The organism is Nitrosospira multiformis (genome assembly GCF_900110185.1).
GTDB classification, from domain to species: domain Bacteria; phylum Pseudomonadota; class Gammaproteobacteria; order Burkholderiales; family Nitrosomonadaceae; genus Nitrosospira; species Nitrosospira multiformis_A.
The window spans coordinates 323,057-343,074 of sequence record NZ_FOCT01000001.1; the positions used below are offsets into that span (position 1 = coordinate 323,057).

Sequence of the window (20,018 nt, forward strand, 5' to 3'; positions counted from 1 at the left end):
TAAACGCATGACTTCATTCTGGATTGTGGCCGGCATATTTATTGTCGGCGCTCTGCTGTTCGTACTGCCTACATTGTGGAGCAAGAAGGATCGCGACGCCGGCGTCGAACGGGATGCCACCAATATCGACGTTTATCGGGATCAGTTGGCGGAGCTCGATAGCGATCTGCGCAGCGACATCCTGACGCGCGAACAATACGAGCAAAGCAAGCGCGAGTTGCAGCAAAGAATGCTGCAGGATATTCCCGAAGATGGCAATACGACGACCATGATAATGGGTGGAAGGCACAACGTGGCGACCATGACTGTCACTGCGCTCGCCCTGCCTGTCCTCGCGGTTTCCCTTTACCTGGCGATAGGCAACACCAAGGCGTTGCTGCCGCAGCCTGCTGCGGAGCATCCCTCAATGTCGGCTGGGGAAGGACAAGGAGGCCATCCCGATTTTTCCTCGGTAATGGAAAACCTCATTGCGAAGCTTGAGGACAATCCCGACAACGTCGAAGGATGGCTTATGCTTGGTCGGACCTACGCAATGATGCAGCGGTTCAACGAGGCAAAGGAAGCTTATGAAAAGGCACTTGCCTTGACGCCCGAGGACTCCGCCATCATTACCGATTACGCCGATATTGTGGCGATGACGAATAAGGGCAGTCTGGTCGGGAAACCGACGGAACTGATCAAAAAGGCATTGAGCCTGGATCCCAATAACCCCAAGGCGCTGGCGCTGGCAGGCACAGCCGAATTCGAGGAGAAGAGATACAAGGAGGCTGCCAGATATTGGGAAAAACTGGCGGCCCTGATTCCGCCATCCGAGGCTGAGCTGGTGCAATCCGTTAACGCCAGCATCGCAGAAGCAAAATCGCTGGCAGCAGGAAAAGGCAGCTTGGTGGCTAGAGCACCAGACCAACCGGGTACTCAGACACCTCCTCCTGCAAATAAACAGGGATCAGCCTCGGGCGCGGCAGGTGCTACCTCCGGTACACTTTCCGGCAAGGTAACACTGAGCCCTGCCCTCGCAAGCAAGACCTCCCCAGGCGACAGCCTGTATATTTTTGCCCGTGCCAAAGTGGGACCAAAGGCACCCCTTGCGACCCTGCGCCTGCAAGTCAAGGATTTGCCGGCGAACTTTTCACTGAACGATTCCATGGCCCGATCCGGCGTGCAGTTGTCTACTTTCCCTGCGGAGGTGGTAGTAGGCGCCAGAATTTCGAAATCGGGATCCCCCATGCCACAAAGCGGCGACCTGCAAGGTTTCAGTCAGGCGGTGATGGTCGGCGCCAGCGGGATCAGCGTGGTTATCGATCAGCAGCTGCCTTAATAGTCAGCATCAGCTGACGGCAGCATATCTATCTCTGGAGTATGCCCCTTGGGGGCGCAAAGGCTCTGCCTTTGCGCCCCCTTCTTTCTCCGGAAATCCCCCTTGAGATGATTTCCGGATAAATAGAATCTGCTCTTTCCCACTGTAACTTCGCGTGCTGCCGTTCTAAATCTTTCCCCCGTCTTTCATGCCTTCCACAACCTCAGGCTCAGGACGAATGATATTCACGACACGCTTGTTCGAAAGGAAGAACAAGCTTCAAAACAGATCAAAGGGAAATTTGGTGGCTTACCAATTTTGATAAATTTCTCGTCGGGGTCCCACTTTGCTCAACCCGATCTATCAGTTGTTTGGCATAATGCGGGATGATGAAGACGCCCCAGTAACTAATGCATGTTCATTGTCATTAATGAGGTGCACTGCCTCCATTCTGCTCGGCTTCCAAAAGATCTTGTCAAAGCCATGAAGGGTATGAAGCATGCAACAAGCAATCAAAGCAATCACTCGCTGACCCTGCTCTTCGCAGTGAATAAAGGCGTCGAGGCCAAGCTCCTAGATCTGCCAGCGGCCGAGGAGCTGAAACGCTCAACTATTGACGCCGTAGCTCATGATTCACCCAAAGGGCAGCGGTAAACAGCAATAGTGCACCTGCCTGATGCGCTGCCGCAAGGGTTAGAGGAACAACCAGCAGCAGCGTGGAAATCCCCAAGGTGATCTGCACTGCCAGCATGATCAACAGCAGAGTGCATGCAAGACGAGCCGAACCTGAAAGTGGCGCTGCTCTCGATTTGAGCCAGAAAATCGGAACAAGAATTGCCAGCGTCCACGCAATCAGGCGATGATCGAATTGCACGGTAGTCATGTTGTCAAAGAAATTCCGGTACCAGGGTTCCAGCATGAATAGTTCCGGGGGGATGAAGTGGCCATCCATGAGTGGAAAAGTATTGTAAGCCAGACCTGCCCGAATGCCTGCCACGAACCCTCCCGATAAAACCATTATGAATATCAGGGCAGACAGCGTGGTCGAGAAATTGAGTAAACTGCGTAGTCCACTGTTTGCGGACAAATCGCGGCCGGGATTGAGCAGATCGAGCGCTACCCAGAACATTGCGGCATAAATCGCAAAAGCGAGGCCAAGGTGCGCAGTCAGGCGATACTGGCTGACATGAGGGTTATCCACCAACCCGCTCTTTACCATGTACCACCCCATCCCACCCTGCAAGGCACCTAGCAGGAAAATTCCTGACAATTTCAGACCCAGTGGGCGATCGACTGCCTTTTTCGCCAGAAAATACAGGAATGGTATGAAAAATGCCAATCCGATGACGCGCCCCAATAAGCGGTGGAAATATTCCCACCAGAAGATTGTCTTGAACTCTTCCAGGCTCATGCCAAGATTTACCTTTTTATACTGAGGCGTCTGGTGATATTTCTCGAAGAGCTCATCCCAGTCATTCTGACTGAGTGGAGGTACCGTGCCAACGAGGGGTTGCCATTCGACGATGGAAAGGCCTGAATCGGTAAGACGGGTTACACCGCCTACAACCACCATGGCGAATACCAGAGCGCAGCAAACGAACAACCAGATGGCAATCGGTTTTTGCACAGCAAACTCTTGATCGGTTTTCTGCGGGATTATTGAGGTTTGGACAAACTGCATGGCTAGGAATTTGATCTAAGGTTATAAAATATCGAGGATTATTTCGCGCGCATCAACCGCTGCTTGTCGCGCTCCCACTCTTTCTGCTTCTCGGATTCGCGTTTGTCATGCTGCTTCTTGCCCTTTGCAAGACCGATTTCAAGCTTGATTCGCCCTTTCTTATAATGGATATCCAGTGGAACCAGGGTGTATCCCGCCCGCTCCACCTTGCCGATAAGCCGTTTGATTTCCTCAGCATGCAACAACAGCTTGCGCGTACGAACCGGGTCGGGCTGGATGTGAGTGGAAGCTGCCAGCAACGGACTGATATGACATCCGATGAGAAACAATTCACCGTTCCGGATAATGACATATGCTTCCTTCAGCTGCGCTCGTCCCGCGCGAATCGCCTTGACTTCCCATCCTTCCAGAACTGCCCCTGCTTCATGTTTCTCCTCGATAAAATAGTCATGAAAAGCTTTCTTATTCTGGACGATGCTCATTCAGGGATTCTCAAGACAAGTGCTCGCTGCTCACAAAGAGTGCAAAGGGCGCAAAGGATAAAGGGTACGATATACGGAGGTATGATGTTCAAGAAATCCCTGGATAAGTCCTCAAGGGAAGAAAAAGGGTGAGTTCAACGCGGGTTTCGTGTATTTTAACAGCTTTCGCCTTGAATTCGGCAGATGGACAAGCTGGAGCACTGACGCAGCTCGGATCACAGTTCAGGCTCCCGGCAGGTTCATAAGTTGGAAACACTCAGGCAATTAAAACAATGTATATGTATCAATTTTCCAAGTCAAAAAACGAGCAGTCCGCCATCAAGTTGACGTTCAATACTGTCTCGCTGAAGCGGAGCAGTTCATCGCATGGCTGACATCGAAAAATCGGTTCTGATTGGTTATTCCGCAAGCCGCATGTTCGAACTGGTGGATGCGGTGGAGGATTATCCGAAATTTTTACCCTGGTGCGGAGGATCTTCCGTTGTGCATCAAAGCGAGTCGGTCACCCATGCTACTATCATGATCGATTATCACCATATCAAGCACAGTTTCACGACCGAGAACGTACGCAAGCCGCCAGAGCTCATTACAATGACATTATTGAACGGACCGTTTCAGAACCTCGACGGGCACTGGCGCTTCATTCCCCTGGCGGAAAATGCATGCAAGATCGAGTTTCGCCTGCACTACACGTTCTCGCACATATTTCTGGAAAAACTGGTAGGACCCGTCTTCTTTGTCATTGCCAACAGCTTCGTGGAAGCGTTCATCGAGCGCGCAGAAGAAGTTTATGGAAGTTCCTGATCGGGTATTGACGTCGGGAAGTCTATGGAAGTTCCTGGTCCGAATATTGATATCGAAGTGGTGTATGCATTGCCGGAGAAACAGATTGTACGGCAGATGAATTTGCCGGAGGGCACTACCGTGGAACAAGCGGTAAAACTATCCGGCATCCTCCCCCGGTTTCCCGAGATCGACCTCCTGAAAAACAAGCTCGGTATATATGGCAAACTGGTCCCGCCCACCACGGTTCTGCGCAATCGCGACCGGATAGAAATTTATCGTCCTCTAAGGGTCGATCCCAAGGAAGCCCGCAGGAAGCGTGCAAAAAACCGGTGATTGTGCATCAACCCCGGAACGAAAATAAAAACCAAGCTTATAAATGGACGTGGGCCGTGACAATTGCGGCAAGGGAGCTTACGGCATGAACAGATAGGAAAGCTTCGAATCGTTCCTGTGCTTCGTCTTCGTACGGGATGATTCCCCATAGCATCCATGTTCGCTATAATGCCGCTTTGTGAAGGATCACTATCATGCGACTGGTTGAGAAAGCTTTAACCTTTGACGATGTCCTGCTGCTTCCCGCCCACTCCGTCGTTTTACCACGCAACGTCAATCTGACAACGCGACTCACGCGCGAGATCTCCCTCAATATTCCTCTTGTATCAGCCGCCATGGATACCGTTACCGAGGCGCGGCTCGCAATCGCGCTCGCCCAGGAAGGCGGAATCGGCATCATACACAAGAATATGCCGGCGGAATCCCAGGCTGCCCAGGTTTCCAACGTCAAGCGCTTCGAAAGCGGCGTGGTAAAAGATCCCATTACCATTCCGCCTGACATGACCGTGCGGGAAGTCCTCAACCTGATCCATAAATTCAGGATTTCAGGCTTACCGGTGGTGGAAGGTTCGAAAGTGGTGGGGATTGTGACAAACCGCGATCTTCGCTTCGAAACCAACCTGGATCAGCCGATCCGGAATATCATGACCTTGAAGGAGCGGCTGGTAACGGTGAATGAAGGCGCCAGTCGCGAAGAAGCAATGGCCCTGTTGCACAAATACCGGCTGGAGCGCGTGCTCGTCGTGAATAACGACTTCGAGTTGCGTGGACTGATCACTGTGAAAGATATCATCAAGACATCCGAACACCCCAACGCCTGCAAGGACGAACAGGGCCGGCTGCGCGTTGGCGCTGCGATAGGGGTTGGCGAAGGCAGTGAAGAGCGGGCAGAGGCGCTGGTCGATGCAGGTGTGGACGTGATTGTCGTGGACACCGCACATGGACACTCGCAGAGTGTGCTTGAACGGGTACAGTGGGTAAAGAAACGATTCCCTAAAATCCAGGTTATTGGCGGCAATGTAGGTACTGCCGCCGCTGCCAAGGCTCTGGTGGATCATGGCGCCGACGCGGTAAAGGTAGGAATCGGTCCGGGTTCGATATGCACCACCCGCATTGTGGCGGGAGTGGGAATACCTCAGATTACGGCCATCAAAAACGTTTCTGCGGAACTGGCGGGCAGCGGCGTGCCGCTGATCTCCGACGGCGGCATCCGCTATTCGGGGGACATTGCAAAGGCGTTGGCCGCCGGGGCGAGCTCAATCATGCTGGGGGGATTGTTCGCGGGCACGGAAGAATCACCGGGAGAAATTGAACTCTTCCAGGGGCGCTCATACAAGACCTACCGTGGAATGGGTTCACTTTCGGCAATGCAGCAGGGTTCGAGCGACCGCTATTTCCAGCAGCCCGAGCAGGACTCCAGGAAGCTCGTGCCGGAAGGCGTGGAAGGCCGCGTTCCCTTCAAGGGAAGCGTCATTGCGGTCATCCATCAGTTGATTGGCGGGGTACGCTCGGGCATGGGCTATCTGGGCTGTGAAACAATCGATGACATGCATGCCAAGGCAGAGTTTATCGAGATTACTGCCGCCGGGATTCGTGAATCACACGTCCATAACGTGCAGATTACCAAAGAGGCCCCGAACTACCATATCGATTAGGCATAAATGGCGTTGCATGGCAATAATATATTGTTTCAGCATAACGTTGCACCTTACGGTCTGCCCTGCTACTTTCCTCCCTTCTTCACTGACACCAATATTCATTTTAGGACGGATTTCCGCTCTCTGAATGCTCGGATGATCGGGTCCGAGTGCTTTGGTCATGCATCAAAAAATACTCATCCTTGACTTTGGTTCCCAATATACGCAGTTGATTGCCCGCCGCGTGCGGGAAAGCAATGTCTACTGCGAAATTCATCCTTTTGACATAAGCCCGGAATTCATCGGGAATTTCGCTCCGGCAGGCATTATCCTTTCCGGGGGCCCGGCCTCTGTCGCCGCGGATGAAACGCCGCGTGCTCCCCAGATCGTCTTTGAGTTGGGAGTGCCGGTAATGGGCATCTGCTATGGCATGCAAACCATGGCGGCGCAGTTGGGTGGTTCAGTTGAAAACTCGAAGGTGCGCGAATTCGGTTACGCCGAACTGCAGGTAAAAGACCTTGCCGGCCTGCTTCAGGATATCCATGATCGTACTGATGCATCGGGCCAAAAGCTTCTGGATGTGTGGATGAGCCATGGCGACAGCGTGAACATTCTTCCTCCCGGTTTCCAGGTCATGGCAAGCAACCCTGCCACCCCCCTTGCTGCCATAGCGGATGGAGCGCGCAGGCTCTACGGGATGCAATTCCATCCGGAAGTCACTCATACCCCGCAGGGCAAAGCCATTATAGACAGATTTGTCCACGAAATTTGCGGGCTCGCTTATGACTGGAACATGCCCGACTATCTGGAGGAAATGGTTGGCAGAATCCGTTCCGAAGTGGGGCCGGACGAAGTTATTCTGGGGCTGTCCGGGGGTGTGGATTCCTCCGTTGCAGCGGCCCTCATTCATCGTGCTATTGGCAAGCAGCTTACCTGTGTTTTCGTGGACAACGGCCTGCTGCGCCTGAATGAGGCCGAACAGGTAATGGACACCTTCAGCCGAAATCTCGGCGTAAAAGTCATTCATGTCGATGCCAGCGAAGAATTTCTAGGACATTTGCAAGGAATCACGGATCCGGAAGCGAAGCGTCGCATTATCGGACGCGAATTCGTCGAGGTATTCCAACGGGAAGCAGCAAAAATCGCGGATGCGCGCTGGCTTGCCCAAGGCACGATTTATCCGGACGTCATCGAATCCGCCGGCGCTAAAACAAAAAAGGCAAACACGATCAAATCCCACCATAATGTTGGCGGCCTGCCGGAAACATTGCATCTGAGGCTTCTGGAACCGTTGCGGGAATTGTTCAAGGATGAAGTACGCGAACTTGGACTGGCCCTGGGGCTGTCGCACGATATGGTCTTTCGTCACCCTTTTCCCGGACCGGGGCTTGGAGTGCGCATTCTCGGTGAAGTCAAGCGCGAGTACGCCGAGCTATTGCGGCGTGCCGATGCAATCTTCATCGAGGAATTACGCAATGCGGGCTGGTATGAAAAAACTTCCCAGGCGTTTGCGGTCTTTCTACCAGTGAAATCGGTGGGAGTGATGGGCGATGGCCGCACCTACGATTTTGTCGTCGCCCTGCGCGCCGTTCAGACAGAGGACTTCATGACGGCACGCTGGGCGGAACTGCCTTACGCTCTGCTCGCGAGAATATCCAACCGCATCGTGAACGAAGTACGTGGAATAAACCGCGTGGTTTACGATATCTCCGGAAAGCCGCCGGCCACTATAGAGTGGGAGTGAAAGCAGTCCGAAGAAGTCCCGATGCTTTGCTTTTCCTGGATCAACTCAGGGCGGATTGGAAATTTCAGTAAGCGCATCCGCAACCGGTCCGATATCGGAGGCATCCACTGCAAAATCCCCGAGAGAGACGATTCCCACCAGTCGTTGTTCGGCGTTTACGACCGGCAGGCGGCGGATCTGGTTATCACTCATGATCTCGGCTGCTTCCTCTATCGAATCATCCTCATGAACCCAGATCACACCTTCGGACATGATTTCACTGACTGGAGTGCTTGGTCCCCTGCCCTCCGCCACCGCTCTGATGGCGATATCGCGATCAGTAATGACGCCCAACAACTGTTCTTCATCGCCCACGGGCAAAAGCCCGAAGTCGCCGTCGCGCATTTCCTGGGCCGCCTCCTCAATGGTTGCATCCGGGCTGATGGTCTGCACATCCGAACTCATCACTTCGCTTATCTTTTGCATGTCATTCTCCTCATCGACTCGCCTGCGGCGTCTCGGACGCAAATAATCAAAGCGGTTTTCGGCCGCTGATTATGCGAAGCAGAATCACCACGATGGCTATTACCAGAAGAAGGTGTATGAAGCCGCCCATCGTATAGGAACTGACCAATCCCAATAGCCACAGGATGATCAAAACAACAGCGATTGTGTAAAGCATGATAGCCTCCTTTTCGTTATCATGAAGTTATCAGCAAGCGCCGCCCTTGGATCTTGCCTGGGCTACAGACGCTTGCTTTACTTGCCAAAGGCATATTCCTCAAGCCCGCTCTTCTGAGTATGGTGCTGATGGAAAACCTCTCGCAAGAGGAATCTGTTCAGAGATTCCTAATCCTCCCTCTTGGCATCCGCTATCGCAGCCGCTTGCGCGGCTTTTGCTTCTTCTAGACACACATCCTTCACATTGCCTGATAAGTCATCACATCGCTCTTTCGCCACCCGATAGTCAGCTTTCGCTCTTGCCGCCCGCACTTCGTACCGGCTTTCTTTCGATGGCCTGTACTTATCTTCCAGCTCGGCCTTTGCAACTTCTTCCCGACCCTTGGCTTCCGCCTCACATATATCCTCGGCATTGCCATCGAGGGAATCACAGCGCTGCTTGTCCGCCTTGTATTCACGCTCGATGCGCTCCTTGTCGGCCGTATATACCTCATAGACGTCGGACGGCAGCCGCTGTTGCTGCGCTATTACGATCGAACTGACCGAAAAGCCGAGTGCGACAAGAATGACATTTGATTTACCCATGATTCCCTCGCTTTAATGGTTTGACTTTGTGGTTCGGACAGAGAAACAGTCCTTCATTCCCCGCTTTTCCCTTTAATAGGAACGGTGATGTGTGTCCTGCTGTTTTTCCCATTCATTGATCTGTTTCTCGGCTTCTTCCTTCGTGATCCCGTATGATTCCTGGATCTGGCCGGAGAGCTGATCCCTTCGTCCGGCGATCTGGTCAATATGATCGTCGGTGAGCTTACCCCACTGCTCTTTCACTTTACCCTTGAATTGCTTCCAGTTGCCCTCTACTTGATCCCAGTTCATTTTTAGCTCCTCCTTTAAGTCTGATCCCGCCGTTTAAAAAACTATTGAGCATCCGTGCTCATTGATACCGATCTACTGTCGATAATCTGGAATTCCTATCGCTTAATGCTTATTTTATTGACGACGTTCTTGACACCTTCAACGCCACGGGCAACCTTGACGGCGCGATTCATCTGCGCTTTATCGTTTGCATACCCGCTGAGCTGAACCTTCCCTTCGTGCGTTTCCACCGCGATGTCAGTACTGTTCTTGATGCTGTCATCACCCGCCAGTGCAGCCTTGACCTTGGTGCTGATAATACTGTCATCTATCTTCTCGCCGACCGAGGCCTCACCCCCCTTTACCATCATTTTGTTGTCAACGTTTTTTACCCCCTTGATACCCTTTGTAACCGCAACGGCCTTGTCAATCTGCTCCTGGCTATCCACATAGCCACTGAGCTGGACTACCCCTTTGCGCGTCTCCACCTTGATGTCCAGTCCCTTGACGTAATCGTCCGCCAGAAGCGCAGTTTTTACCTTAGTGGTAATCGCGGTATCGTCGATCTCGGTGCCTATCGTCGTTTTCGCCTCCGACTTAGGTTCTGCCGAGGCAGGTTGCTGGGCCATCAGGGCGGAGCTGACCGAAAAGCCAAGTGCGACAAGAACGACATTTGATTTACGCATGATTCCCTCGTTTTGATGGTTTTATTTTTTACCTAGGTAGGTCGGCAAATAAGCCCCCTACCCGTCCCACTTTTCTCTTTAATAGGAGCGATGATGCGTGTCCTGCTGTTTTTCCCATTCATTGATCTGTTTCTCGGCTTCTTCCTTCGTGATCCCGTATGTTTCCTGGATCTGACCGGAGAGTTGGTCCTTCCGTCCGGCGATCTGGTCGATATGATCGTCGGTGAGCTTGCCCCACTGCTCTTTCACTTTACCCTTGAATTGCTTCCAGTTACCCTCTACTTGATCCCAGTTCATTTTTAGCTCCTTTCTGGTCTGATTGAGTTAAAAATCCTGAAATTAGCGCCCGTGGTGCAGACGCTTCTGATTCCTATTCCTTGATGTTCATTTTATTGACAACGTTCTTGACACCTTCAACCCCTCGTGCAACCGCGACGGCACGGTCCATCTGGGCTTGATCGTTCGCATGACCACTAAGCTGAACCTCCCCCTCCTGAGTTTCTACCGCGATGTCAGTACTGTTCTTGATGCTGTCATCACCTGCCAGCGCAGCCTTGACCTTCGTAGTGATGATAGTGTCATCGATCTTTTCGCCAACCGAGGCTTCGCCTCCTTTTACCATCATTTCATTGTTGACGTTTTTGACGCCTTCAATACCTTTCGCAATTGCAACCGCCTTATCAATCTGCTCCTGGCTATCCACGTAGCCGCTGAGTTGAACTTCCCCCTTGCGAGTCTCCACCTTGATATCCAGTCCTTTGACGTAATCGTCCGCCAGAAGCGCGGTTTTTACTTTAGTGGTAATCGCGGTATCGTCGATCTCGGTGCCAATCGTCGTTGGAGCTGTTTGAGCCTCCGACTTCGGCTCCCCGGGCGCAGGGGCTTTCTCTTCTTTCTTTCCGCAACCCGCGAGGGCAAGCGCACTAATGAGCGCAATGGTCAGAACAAGCAATTTATTTTGAATACTCATGCTGTTTTTCTCCCGACTAGATTTGAATTAAGGGTCGCCAATGACTCGCAGCTAAAGGCCAATTCATGCCTTGCTCCACACCGGCTTAGTTTCTGATCCTGCGATTCAATCATCCCGCGCTATCGCTTATGGCTCAGTGCGCTGGCGCACATAAATTGGAAAAAGTCAATTAGCCGTATTTCGACGAATACTATAAGTCGCTGATGCAAAACCTATAGTTGGGCAAAAGCCTGCTCTTGCTCGCAGCCGCCTTCCCACTCAAGGAAACTGAGGAGTTGAAGGTGCCTGAAGCAAAAAACAGTCAGCAGCAAAGAAAAAGGTGAGAAACCCGGGAAGAATTTTTATTTCGATGAAGCTGCGGGTTTGAAAGAGGGGGGAAGTTGCAGTCGGAAAGATAGCAGGAATTTGTAGAAGGTTGTGGTAGGCATGAATGTCAGTTTTCTGGAAACACTGCCCCGCTGACAAGCGGCTGCAATTTCAGTAAAGCGCGCTTGAATGCGTTTGAATTCGATCGAAAATGCCGCCGTCCGCAAAATGGATGTTTCGAGCCTCCTTCCAGCCACCAAACATGTCATCGACGGTAAACAATTCGAGGGATGGAAATTGCATCGAATACCTGGTGGCTATCCTCTCATCACGCGGGCGATAATAGTGGCTGGCTGCTATTTCCTGTGCCTTCAGGGTGTAAAGATAATCGATGTAAGCCCTGGCCACTTCACGCGTTCCATTCCGTGAGGCAGCATCACTTACTATACTCACAGCAGGTTCGGCCAGAATAGAGAGGGAGGGGGTAACGATCTCAAATTTGTCTCCACCATGCTCTTTGACGATCTGGTGGGCTTCATTCTCCCAAATCAGCAGCACATCCCCTATGCCGCGTTCGACAAAAATCGTTACTGAACTACGCGTTCCGGTTTCCAGAGTCTTTACGTTGCCAAATATTTTTTTTATGAATTCAATCGCTGTTACGTCACTTCCTCCACGCTGCTTGAGCGCATACCCCCAGGCAGCCAGGTAACTCCAGCGCGCATCCCCCGAAGTCTTTGGATTGGAAGTTACAATCTCGATACCCGGGTTCGCGAGATCATTCCAATCCCGCACCTTCTTTGGGTTGCCATTGCGTACCAGAAAGACAATCGTTGAGATATATGGTGATTTTTGTGGTAAGGGTTTTTGCCAGTCAGGTAACGAAAATTTACTGGCTTTTTGCAGTATCTCCGGATCATAGGACAGAGCAAGTGACGTGACATCGAGTCCATCTATATTCACCCGGAGGGGTATACCTGGCTTGCTTTCCGCATGCCGGATCTTAACCTCCACACCGGTTCGCGTTTTCCAGTGCTTGATAAACGCCTTGTTGAAATCATCAAACATTTTGTGACTCGCATCGGAACTGTAGTTCGCGGACATGCTGTGCAGCGCGGCAACTGCTGCACTGAAGCTGAGCAGAATTGCCAGAATCGCAAAAACCAGCCGGAAGTGATATGGACGCATCTTTTTTCCTCCTGTGTATTGATAACAGGAAATCTAGCACCGGTTTATTTCAGCAGCATTGCATGAAAATGAAGAAATAGAGTGGGTTGCCGTTCTTTTAGAAAAGCGGGAGGGAAGCCGCTTGCCGTATATCACCCTCGGCTGGGTACAGGGGTCTGTAAATAGATCGCGCTCGGGAGTCCAGGCGTATAAAATTAAAACAGGCAATTGATGCAATAGATAATTGGCGGGCAATTGCAGCGGGATGGATTCATGAACATCAGAAACTTTATCAGTTTTTCCAATGTCACCCTTGCACTGCTGCTTGCGGCGATCGGTGCGCTCGTCTTTCATTCGATGGGTATCCGCGAGGAGATCAACATCGCGGAACGGCACCGATTCCAGGCGCTGCTGCTCGGGGATGAGCTGCTTCACACCTCCAATGACCTCACACGCATGGCGCGCACGTATGTCGTTACCGGCGACCCGGTCTACAAGCGGTATTTCAACGAAATACTGGATATTCGCAACGGACTGCATCCACGCCCGTTGAATTATTCCCCGACATACTGGGACCTGATGATGGCGGGAAAGACTCCCGTCGTCAGGCAAGGGCGTGCCGTTCCTTTGCTGGAGAGGTTTCAGCAAGGAGGCCTGAACAATGAGGAATATGGCTTGCTGCAAGAATCGCTGGAACGCTCCAACAGGCTGGTCAAACTTGAGCAACGCGCCTTTGCCGCACTGGAAGGCTTATATGACGACGGCGAAGGCAATTTTACCGTGCGCGGCAAACCCAACCGTGACCTCGCGATAAAGCTCCTGTTCAGTGAACACTATATTGCAGAAAAAGCCGCCATCATGGAGCCGATTCAGGCGTTCCTGGACTTATTCGGTGAACGCATGCAAACTCAATCAAATCTCGGGCTGGCGCGACTCGAGCGGCAGATCATCTTCGAGATGGCGCTTATCTTCGTTGCCCTGGTGGCCACTATGGGCATCATTTTTTATACCCGGCTCAACATACTACGGCCGCTGGCCGATCTCGGCCGCCAGGTCACGGGAGTCACTCGGGGCATTCTTCCCAGCCGCTATGGAAAAGCGACGAGTAATGAGGTCGCCAAGCTCGGCGAAGCATTAGCCCTGGCAGATGCGGAAAAACGACAGCTTCTCGAGAACGAACGAATTGCCCGAAATGAAGCTGAGCGCGCAAGCCGCCTCAAGGACGAATTTCTGGCAACCCTTTCTCATGAATTGAGAACCCCGTTAAACGCAATCCTGGGATGGTCCCAACTCATCCTGAGCGGAAACCTTAAAAAAGAGGACATCCACAGGGGACTGGAAACGATCGAGCGAAATGCGCGTGCCCAGAACAAGCTGATTGAAGATCTCCTCGAGATGAGCAGCATCATCTCCGGAAAAATTAGACTGGATATGCGTCGGCAGGATATTGCCAATCTGGTTGAGACAGCGGTCGAATCAGTAAAGCCGACAGCGCAGGCCAAAGGAGTCATTCTGCAAAAAACGCTGGGCAAAAAAGTCGATTCCATCATTGGAGATTCCAACCGGCTCCAGCAGATACTCTGGAACCTGCTCTCCAATTCGATAAAATTTACGCCCAAAGGCGGGAAAATAGAAGTTACAGTAGAACAGCGGAACTTGTTCCTCGAAATCAGGATAATCGACTCCGGGTCTGGAATCACTTCCGAATTCATGCCCTATGTCTTTGACCGCTTCCGGCAGGGAGACGCTACGCTTACGCGGCAGTACGGCGGACTCGGTCTTGGTCTCGCCATTGTGAAGCAACTGGTGGAGCTTCACGGTGGAACGGTGCGTGCAGAAAGTCCGGGTGAGGGACAAGGATCATCCTTTATCGTCAACCTGCCGATCGCTCCTCCCGTTCCCGAGACAAAAAGCGAACCCCTCCCGTCGCAGGAATGCATCGAACCGCAGTCATTGTTCAAGGGATTGAAAGTGCTGGTTGTCGATGATGAACTGGATGCGCGCGAACTCATCAGGCGGATTCTGACGCAGCAGGAAGCAAGTGTGATTACGGCTGCACGTACGGTAGATGGCCTGGAACTCTTAAAGACCGAGAAGCCGGATATCGTTATCAGCGATATCAGCATGCCCGAAAAAAACGGGTATCAGTTCATCGCCGAGGTGAGAAGCCTTTCGGCAGAAAATGGGGGAACAACCCCGGCTATCGCCCTCACGGCATTCGCCCATCCGGAGGACAGGGCCAAAATGATGAGCGCAGGCTACCAGAAACACCTGCCCAAACCTGTCGATTCCGTTGCATTGATTACAGCCATCGATAACCTGGTCAGATCAAAAAAGCTGACTCATACCAGCACTAACGCTACCTGACCAACCATATCTTCAGGTGCCGCAACAATATCACTTTGTCATCCAGCACCTCAAGATTCTCCTCCACGAACGGATTCTCCCCCACTCCGCATCTTTAGGTTGCCAGGTTTCCGGCACCCTTTCCATATTTATATTTATTCACGTCATATCTCCTCATAGCCTTGCTTCTTATGGTCCAATCCGCGCTCCCCGTCAACCTTCCATCAGGAAACTGCGACATATTGCCGCATGCGACAATATGCCACATTGATTTTCCGGTATGAATAATAAATACTCCTTAATATTCGGCACTTAATTGTAAATATGCCGATATGTTAAAAATACGGAAAAAACACATACCTTCAATAGACAATCAACGAGGGGTCAATATGAAAAAAGCATTCAGGTATCTGCCCGCTGTCACCGCCACTGTCACCGCCATCATCTCGCTGCCCGCGATGGCGCATGTAGGTTATACGGACCGCAATTTCGGCACTTTCGACAACACCTATAGCAGGACAACATTGTCCAATCAGGCGGTTGTAGGTAATTACGGCTGGATCGATGGAACCGACTCCGATAATGGCGATAGCCACAAACTGCGCCCCTACCGTTTTACCCTTGCTGAAGAAACGAACATTACACTCACGTTCGAACAGGCGACCTCCCAGGTGACTGACCATTTGGGGAATGTCTCGACTTCCCAGTTGGGCCTGAAACCTGGTTTCTCTCTCTATGAAGGCTTGGCGCACCTGGCCCCGGTGAAGGCAGATCATGATTCTGCCGAAATATCGATTGCCAATCGTGACCCTGGTGCAGAGGGATCATTCAAAGCTTTGGCGGATTGGTCGATCGGTAACGATCCGGGCGATTTGAACGGAACTCCAACCCCGGCGAGCCTGAGCTTCTTCAAATATATCGGTCATGCTTATGATGGTACCGGCTTCGGCTCCGACGGTACGCCCGACGGCAGGGTTTCGCACACATTCTTGAATCTCAAGCCCGGGGACTACTCCGTGTTCGTCGGCGGCACCGACTATTTTGCCCAGGAAGCCAGCAATCCCGACCTCTCAACAAAGTATGGCGTTACCGCAACGCTAGTAGCAGGCGTGGTCCCCGAACCCGAAGTTTATGCAATGTTGTTGGCGGGCCTTGGGCTGATGGGCGCAATGGTGCGCCGAAGAAGCATGCATTAATCTCCCCTGCCGAATGTTGCCGTCCTGATCGGGCGGCTTCCCCCGCAATGCAGTGGCAATTATTACTAGGTGAATATGAAAGGATGAGGGTCGTTAAAATCACCCACCATCAATCATTCTCAGCATGATTGCGACATCTACATTTTCGAGAGAGTGCTGTCTCATCTTCGCGCCAAGGTCATGTAACATTAGCTGAACTTCCCTTCCTTGTCTGACCTGATTACTTCCCACGTTTTACCCTCTTGCCTCTTGCAATTGATGCTTGTAAAGCGCTAATCGTGTTATCACCTCTTACGGGGGTTCTGCACGTCTTTGATTGAGAGCCTTTTCGATTTTTTGATCCGTCTTATACTGGCTTAATGCGTATACTGCCCAAATCGTCGCAGGAATCCAGCCGATAAGCGTTATTTGCAGAAGCAAACAGATAACGCCCGTAATGGGCCGACCGATTGTGAAGAAGGTTAGCCAAGGGAGGAGCAAAGCAATAATCAAACGCATACAGAGCCTTTCAAGGGGGTTGTTAATGACTATTATTGCCCATCCTGCCAAAAAGATAAATTGACCGGGTGCTTGCATGCATAAATAGTTGATTACGGCGGAGCACATTCATCTTGTACCAGTGAGTCGTAGCCGGCAAGCCTTTCAAAATGCTGGCAGTAGCCAGGATCAATGCACTCGTACAGACCGAAACTGTCCAGTGGTTGTCTGATGAACCTTGCGAAGCCAGTCGAGCACCTCATCGTCGACCATTTGCCTGGGGGTGATCATTCCGCCCGGTACCACTACAATGTCAGGTGACAGAGTCTCAGTTAAAGTGTATGCGGCACCGAGGAGTAAGGCGCCGCCCTCGCTCACGACCGGTCCGGCTTCTTTACCGACAAACCGTATCTCGTATCAGGCATGCGAGACAATACCTCCCACGGGCCAACCACGTCCAAGGCAGTCACCCCAGGATAGAGGAGAAATGCAATTTGAAAGGGTACCTTTCTTATCCTGGATGCGCCCAATCCGTCCCGACGCGTCGCGCGCCTCCTGATTATCTTCTGCGGGATTTGTTCAGTCCTTCCTAGGTCTTATCCCACATCACGTCGCAGCGCTTCCGGGCTGCTGCGGAGAGCAGTTCAATCAGTGGTAATGCGCGATACTTCAGGCTGACACTCTGGTCGTCAGCCTGTTCGGCATTGTCTCGCGGCTTCTGTTCCTCGTCCGCTCTTTTCGCCTCGACGGCATGCTTCAGGCGATCGAGCGCTGCAGGCACTTCTTCCGCCACCATCGCACTGGGCACGGTTCCGCTATGTCCCATCATCTTCAGCAACTGTTTTGCAACGTCACCGAACATGATGATGTCAGCATGGGCGGAAGTCTTGAATGTCACCAGCATAAGAATGGAAATATCGCGGAGAAGTCGTTACAGGTAATATCCCTGGCCTTGTTACATGGGTATGCGAGCTTCCACTTGCCTCTCAACGCATAAGGCTCTCTGTCTCCTGCTTACTGCCGCGGCAAGCACCAGCAGGCCAAGCATGAACATAAAGATTGCCGCTGGCTCCGGTATCGCAGCGGCGAAGCCTGCCGCCAGAATGGCATGAGCGTTAGTGGTGGGGTGAAAATCATCCCAGAAGAGACGTACCTCGGGATTATCGCAAATAAAGCCCAGCCCTGTGAGGCAAGGATTGGTCACATCGGTGAGCCCGTAATTAAGCGGATTCTGCGCGACATCGTTCAGGAACGCGAATGTGTCGAAACGGTGGATGCTTACCCCTGGAAGAGTTCCGTCGAAACTTCCGAGCTGGTTCGCCAATTCCGTATTGAACACTACCGAATAGTCGTGCGCCAGCGACACTTCATCATCCATCCTGGCGGAAGGGGTAAGACCGAGATCAGGCAGGTTTGGCACAAGAAAATTCCGCGCCCCCGCCGCTGCAAGGGCATTCACGTAACTTCCTATGTTTCGGGCGGCCTGAACGGGAGAGTCGTGGATAAGATAATCATTGCTCCCGCCCCATACGAAGTACAAGGCGTTTGGATCTGCTGCTCCGCCTGCATTACTCAGGTAGAGATTCACCTCCTGCTGCATGCCCGGCAGATTCAATATCCCAAACGGGTCGGAATCGTTGCCGATGTTGTGGTTACCCGACGTCGAACCGGCGACGGCATAGCCCTGAAAGTTAGCGGTATTTACTCCGGCGGGAAAGAGGCTTTTCGCCAGATACTCCGGAGCGACCGGACCATTGGAGAAGCGGCCATCATCATATAACGGCTTAAATTCTGGTGGCAGGGGCAAACAGGGATGCAAAGGATCGCAATTACCGCCGAGCTCTTTGTAAAGACTGTTGACGGCGGAAGGATTGTCCCCCACATCGGACAGACTGTCCCCGAATACGATAAGACTGCTGAAGGGGGAGGCAGCACTGGCGCTTCCGCCAGACAGCAACACGACAAGCGCGACAACTGTTGTTGATATTTTCATTGTCAGTCCTCCTTGGCTCAGAGATCGTTTTTTTAAGGGAGCACCCAATGTCGCCGGCAGACAGCGGGAAAGTTTTCAGGACCGGCTTCTCCTTGCGAATATCATCGATCCTTTTCCCTTGCCCCGCTTCTCCATCACAGTCCCGGACTAATCGCGCGGGCTTATCAAATACCCAACCAGAATACCCACCGCAATCGCCAGCCCGACCGTCTGCCAAGCATTCTCATGTACGTATTCATCAGTAGCACGTGCGGCGACTTTGGATTTATCCACCACCACATCCTCAAAATTACGTAAATATTCCTTGGCTACACTCAGGTTCTGGTTAAGCTTGTCCCGCACCATTTGCGCCTTTCCTTCCCCCTCGTTGCTTACGAGCTTCATTAATTCTTCTGTATCAGCAATAACCGAACGGAAATCTTTGATGAGTTTTTCTTTGCTTCCCCTGCCGGTTCTAACCATTACAACCTCCTATGAGCTATGAATAGAGTAAATCAAATTCAAATCAGACATTCCTTATCTCGTGCACGAGCATAACTAATTTTTTCTTTTTTCAAAGCAAATGTCTGTCTGGCACCGCACATACGCCCGTGTAAATGGACAGGTAATCTCTCCAAAGAATAAAGGAAAATTTTTTATCGGACCGGCGAATAGTGAGGCACACATGTCACATATTCTTACTCCCACGCAAAACCTTTCTCACAGGCAAAATCTTTTATTAGCGGCTCTCCCCCAAAAGGATTATGAGCGTTTGCAACCTTCCCTTGAACTTGTCGCACTATCACAAGGCTGGTCGGTCTATGAAAACGGGGGCGAACTGGACCTGGTGTATTTCCCTACCAGCAGCGTCATCTCCCTGCTTACTGTTTCCGATAAAGGAGAGACGGTAAAAATTGCCGCTATCGGCAAGGAAGGAGTATTCGGTATTTCCATGCTGATGGGGAGAAAGATCGCGCCGACTCAAGCTCTGGTGGCAACCGCGGGCTACGCCTATCGTCTCAGTGCCGCGAGCCTGAGAAGCGAGTTTGAGTTGGGAAGCCCTCTGCGTTATCTACTCCAGCGCTATACCCACGCCCTGACAAGCGGGTTTATCCACTCCCCCATGCCTGGGGCGGCGCATCCGTCAACAAGACGAGGCACGCCAGCGAAAGCGCCCTCTACTCCGGCTGCCGGGGTTTCCCCACGCATATTTACACATTCCTCTCCTGACGACCCCCCTTGTCGGCTTCCGTCTCGTTCCGCTCACACTCCTGGTCATTCCTTATAACCTGGGCTTGAGCAAGATTGGGCTCCCCTGGAAAGGGAGCTCGACCTCGCTCAACCCGATCTACCACCTTACTACTTACTACTATGCAAGGAGTAAAGTGTGGCATAAATCGATAATCCAGAGGCGACTTAGTAC

22 protein-coding genes are annotated in these 20,018 nt (G+C 52.0%); 8 read left to right on the forward strand and 14 right to left on the reverse strand.

Annotated features, from left to right (window positions below; all coding sequences use genetic code 11):
* The first annotated feature begins 7 nt into the window (after positions 1-7).
* Positions 8-1,318, forward strand: coding sequence for a c-type cytochrome biogenesis protein CcmI (gene ccmI, locus BMY01_RS01605; RefSeq protein ID WP_074743825.1), 1,311 nt, complete (start codon positions 8-10; stop codon positions 1,316-1,318).
* Positions 1,319-1,907: 589 nt separating this feature from the next.
* Here ccmI and BMY01_RS01615 read toward each other — a convergent pair.
* Both BMY01_RS01615 and smpB read right to left on the reverse strand, forming a co-directional pair.
* The gene (locus tag BMY01_RS01615; protein ID WP_074743827.1) at positions 1,908-2,978 is read right to left on the reverse strand and encodes a COX15/CtaA family protein; all 1,071 of its coding nucleotides are present in this window, start codon (positions 2,976-2,978) and stop codon (positions 1,908-1,910) included.
* A gap of 38 nt (positions 2,979-3,016) precedes the next feature.
* Positions 3,017-3,460, reverse strand: a complete 444-nt coding sequence (smpB, locus tag BMY01_RS01620; protein ID WP_074743828.1) for an SsrA-binding protein SmpB — start codon at positions 3,458-3,460, stop codon at positions 3,017-3,019.
* Between the two features lie 366 nt (positions 3,461-3,826).
* Between smpB and BMY01_RS01625 the strand changes: the two genes are divergently transcribed.
* From BMY01_RS01625 to guaA, 4 genes are all read left to right on the forward strand, one after another.
* On the forward strand, positions 3,827-4,264 hold the full coding sequence (locus BMY01_RS01625; RefSeq protein WP_074743829.1) for a type II toxin-antitoxin system RatA family toxin: 438 nt from the start codon (positions 3,827-3,829) through the stop codon (positions 4,262-4,264).
* Between the two features lie 24 nt (positions 4,265-4,288).
* Positions 4,289-4,579, forward strand: coding sequence for an RnfH family protein (locus tag BMY01_RS01630; protein ID WP_074743830.1), 291 nt, complete (start codon positions 4,289-4,291; stop codon positions 4,577-4,579).
* A gap of 194 nt (positions 4,580-4,773) precedes the next feature.
* Positions 4,774-6,234: an IMP dehydrogenase gene (gene guaB / locus BMY01_RS01635; protein ID WP_074743831.1), complete on the forward strand. Its 1,461-nt coding sequence runs from the start codon at positions 4,774-4,776 to the stop codon at positions 6,232-6,234.
* A gap of 163 nt (positions 6,235-6,397) precedes the next feature.
* Positions 6,398-7,960: a glutamine-hydrolyzing GMP synthase gene (guaA, locus tag BMY01_RS01640; RefSeq protein ID WP_074743832.1), complete on the forward strand. Its 1,563-nt coding sequence runs from the start codon at positions 6,398-6,400 to the stop codon at positions 7,958-7,960.
* A 45-nt stretch (positions 7,961-8,005) separates the two neighbouring features.
* On the opposite strand, the gene BMY01_RS01645 is transcribed toward guaA, so the two are convergent.
* The 8 genes from BMY01_RS01645 to BMY01_RS01675 form a co-directional block, all read right to left on the reverse strand.
* Positions 8,006-8,425, reverse strand: a complete 420-nt coding sequence (locus BMY01_RS01645) for a CBS domain-containing protein (protein WP_074708578.1) — start codon at positions 8,423-8,425, stop codon at positions 8,006-8,008.
* A gap of 46 nt (positions 8,426-8,471) precedes the next feature.
* Positions 8,472-8,621 carry a lmo0937 family membrane protein gene (locus BMY01_RS17255; protein WP_139176647.1) on the reverse strand — a complete coding sequence of 50 codons (150 nt, stop codon included), beginning with the start codon at positions 8,619-8,621 and terminating at the stop codon, positions 8,472-8,474.
* 167 nt (positions 8,622-8,788) lie between these two features.
* Positions 8,789-9,205, reverse strand: a complete 417-nt coding sequence (locus BMY01_RS01650) for a hypothetical protein (protein ID WP_074743833.1) — start codon at positions 9,203-9,205, stop codon at positions 8,789-8,791.
* Between the two features lie 72 nt (positions 9,206-9,277).
* Positions 9,278-9,496 (reverse strand): CsbD family protein, encoded by a 219-nt coding sequence (locus BMY01_RS01655; RefSeq protein ID WP_074743834.1) that lies wholly within the window; start codon positions 9,494-9,496, stop codon positions 9,278-9,280.
* A gap of 95 nt (positions 9,497-9,591) precedes the next feature.
* Entirely contained in the window at positions 9,592-10,161 is a 570-nt protein-coding gene (locus BMY01_RS01660; RefSeq protein ID WP_074743835.1) for a BON domain-containing protein, read from the reverse strand.
* 78 nt (positions 10,162-10,239) lie between these two features.
* Positions 10,240-10,458: a CsbD family protein gene (locus BMY01_RS01665; RefSeq protein WP_074708585.1), complete on the reverse strand. Its 219-nt coding sequence runs from the start codon at positions 10,456-10,458 to the stop codon at positions 10,240-10,242.
* 73 nt (positions 10,459-10,531) lie between these two features.
* Positions 10,532-11,131: a BON domain-containing protein gene (locus BMY01_RS01670; RefSeq protein ID WP_074743836.1), complete on the reverse strand. Its 600-nt coding sequence runs from the start codon at positions 11,129-11,131 to the stop codon at positions 10,532-10,534.
* A 477-nt stretch (positions 11,132-11,608) separates the two neighbouring features.
* Positions 11,609-12,625 (reverse strand): sulfate ABC transporter substrate-binding protein, encoded by a 1,017-nt coding sequence (locus BMY01_RS01675; RefSeq protein ID WP_074743837.1) that lies wholly within the window; start codon positions 12,623-12,625, stop codon positions 11,609-11,611.
* A 252-nt stretch (positions 12,626-12,877) separates the two neighbouring features.
* Here BMY01_RS01675 and BMY01_RS01680 point away from each other — a divergent pair, with 252 nt between their 5' ends.
* Both BMY01_RS01680 and BMY01_RS01685 read left to right on the forward strand, forming a co-directional pair.
* Entirely contained in the window at positions 12,878-14,971 is a 2,094-nt protein-coding gene (locus BMY01_RS01680) for a hybrid sensor histidine kinase/response regulator (protein ID WP_074743838.1), read from the forward strand.
* Between the two features lie 368 nt (positions 14,972-15,339).
* Positions 15,340-16,146: a PEP-CTERM sorting domain-containing protein gene (locus tag BMY01_RS01685; protein ID WP_074743839.1), complete on the forward strand. Its 807-nt coding sequence runs from the start codon at positions 15,340-15,342 to the stop codon at positions 16,144-16,146.
* A 291-nt stretch (positions 16,147-16,437) separates the two neighbouring features.
* Here BMY01_RS01685 and BMY01_RS01690 read toward each other — a convergent pair whose 3' ends face one another.
* The 4 genes from BMY01_RS01690 to BMY01_RS01705 form a co-directional block, all read right to left on the reverse strand.
* Positions 16,438-16,644, reverse strand: coding sequence for a YqaE/Pmp3 family membrane protein (locus BMY01_RS01690; protein ID WP_074743966.1), 207 nt, complete (start codon positions 16,642-16,644; stop codon positions 16,438-16,440).
* 568 nt (positions 16,645-17,212) lie between these two features.
* Positions 17,213-17,527, reverse strand: coding sequence for a DUF1840 domain-containing protein (locus BMY01_RS01695; protein ID WP_074743840.1), 315 nt, complete (start codon positions 17,525-17,527; stop codon positions 17,213-17,215).
* 51 nt (positions 17,528-17,578) lie between these two features.
* Positions 17,579-18,616 carry an SGNH/GDSL hydrolase family protein gene (locus BMY01_RS01700; protein ID WP_081353627.1) on the reverse strand — a complete coding sequence of 346 codons (1,038 nt, stop codon included), beginning with the start codon at positions 18,614-18,616 and terminating at the stop codon, positions 17,579-17,581.
* A gap of 147 nt (positions 18,617-18,763) precedes the next feature.
* Positions 18,764-19,078: an ElaB/YgaM/YqjD family protein gene (locus BMY01_RS01705; RefSeq protein WP_074743841.1), complete on the reverse strand. Its 315-nt coding sequence runs from the start codon at positions 19,076-19,078 to the stop codon at positions 18,764-18,766.
* Between the two features lie 202 nt (positions 19,079-19,280).
* Between BMY01_RS01705 and BMY01_RS01710 the strand changes: the two genes are divergently transcribed.
* Positions 19,281-19,883 carry a cyclic nucleotide-binding domain-containing protein gene (locus BMY01_RS01710; protein WP_074743842.1) on the forward strand — a complete coding sequence of 201 codons (603 nt, stop codon included), beginning with the start codon at positions 19,281-19,283 and terminating at the stop codon, positions 19,881-19,883.
* Positions 19,884-20,018: the final 135 nt, after the last annotated feature.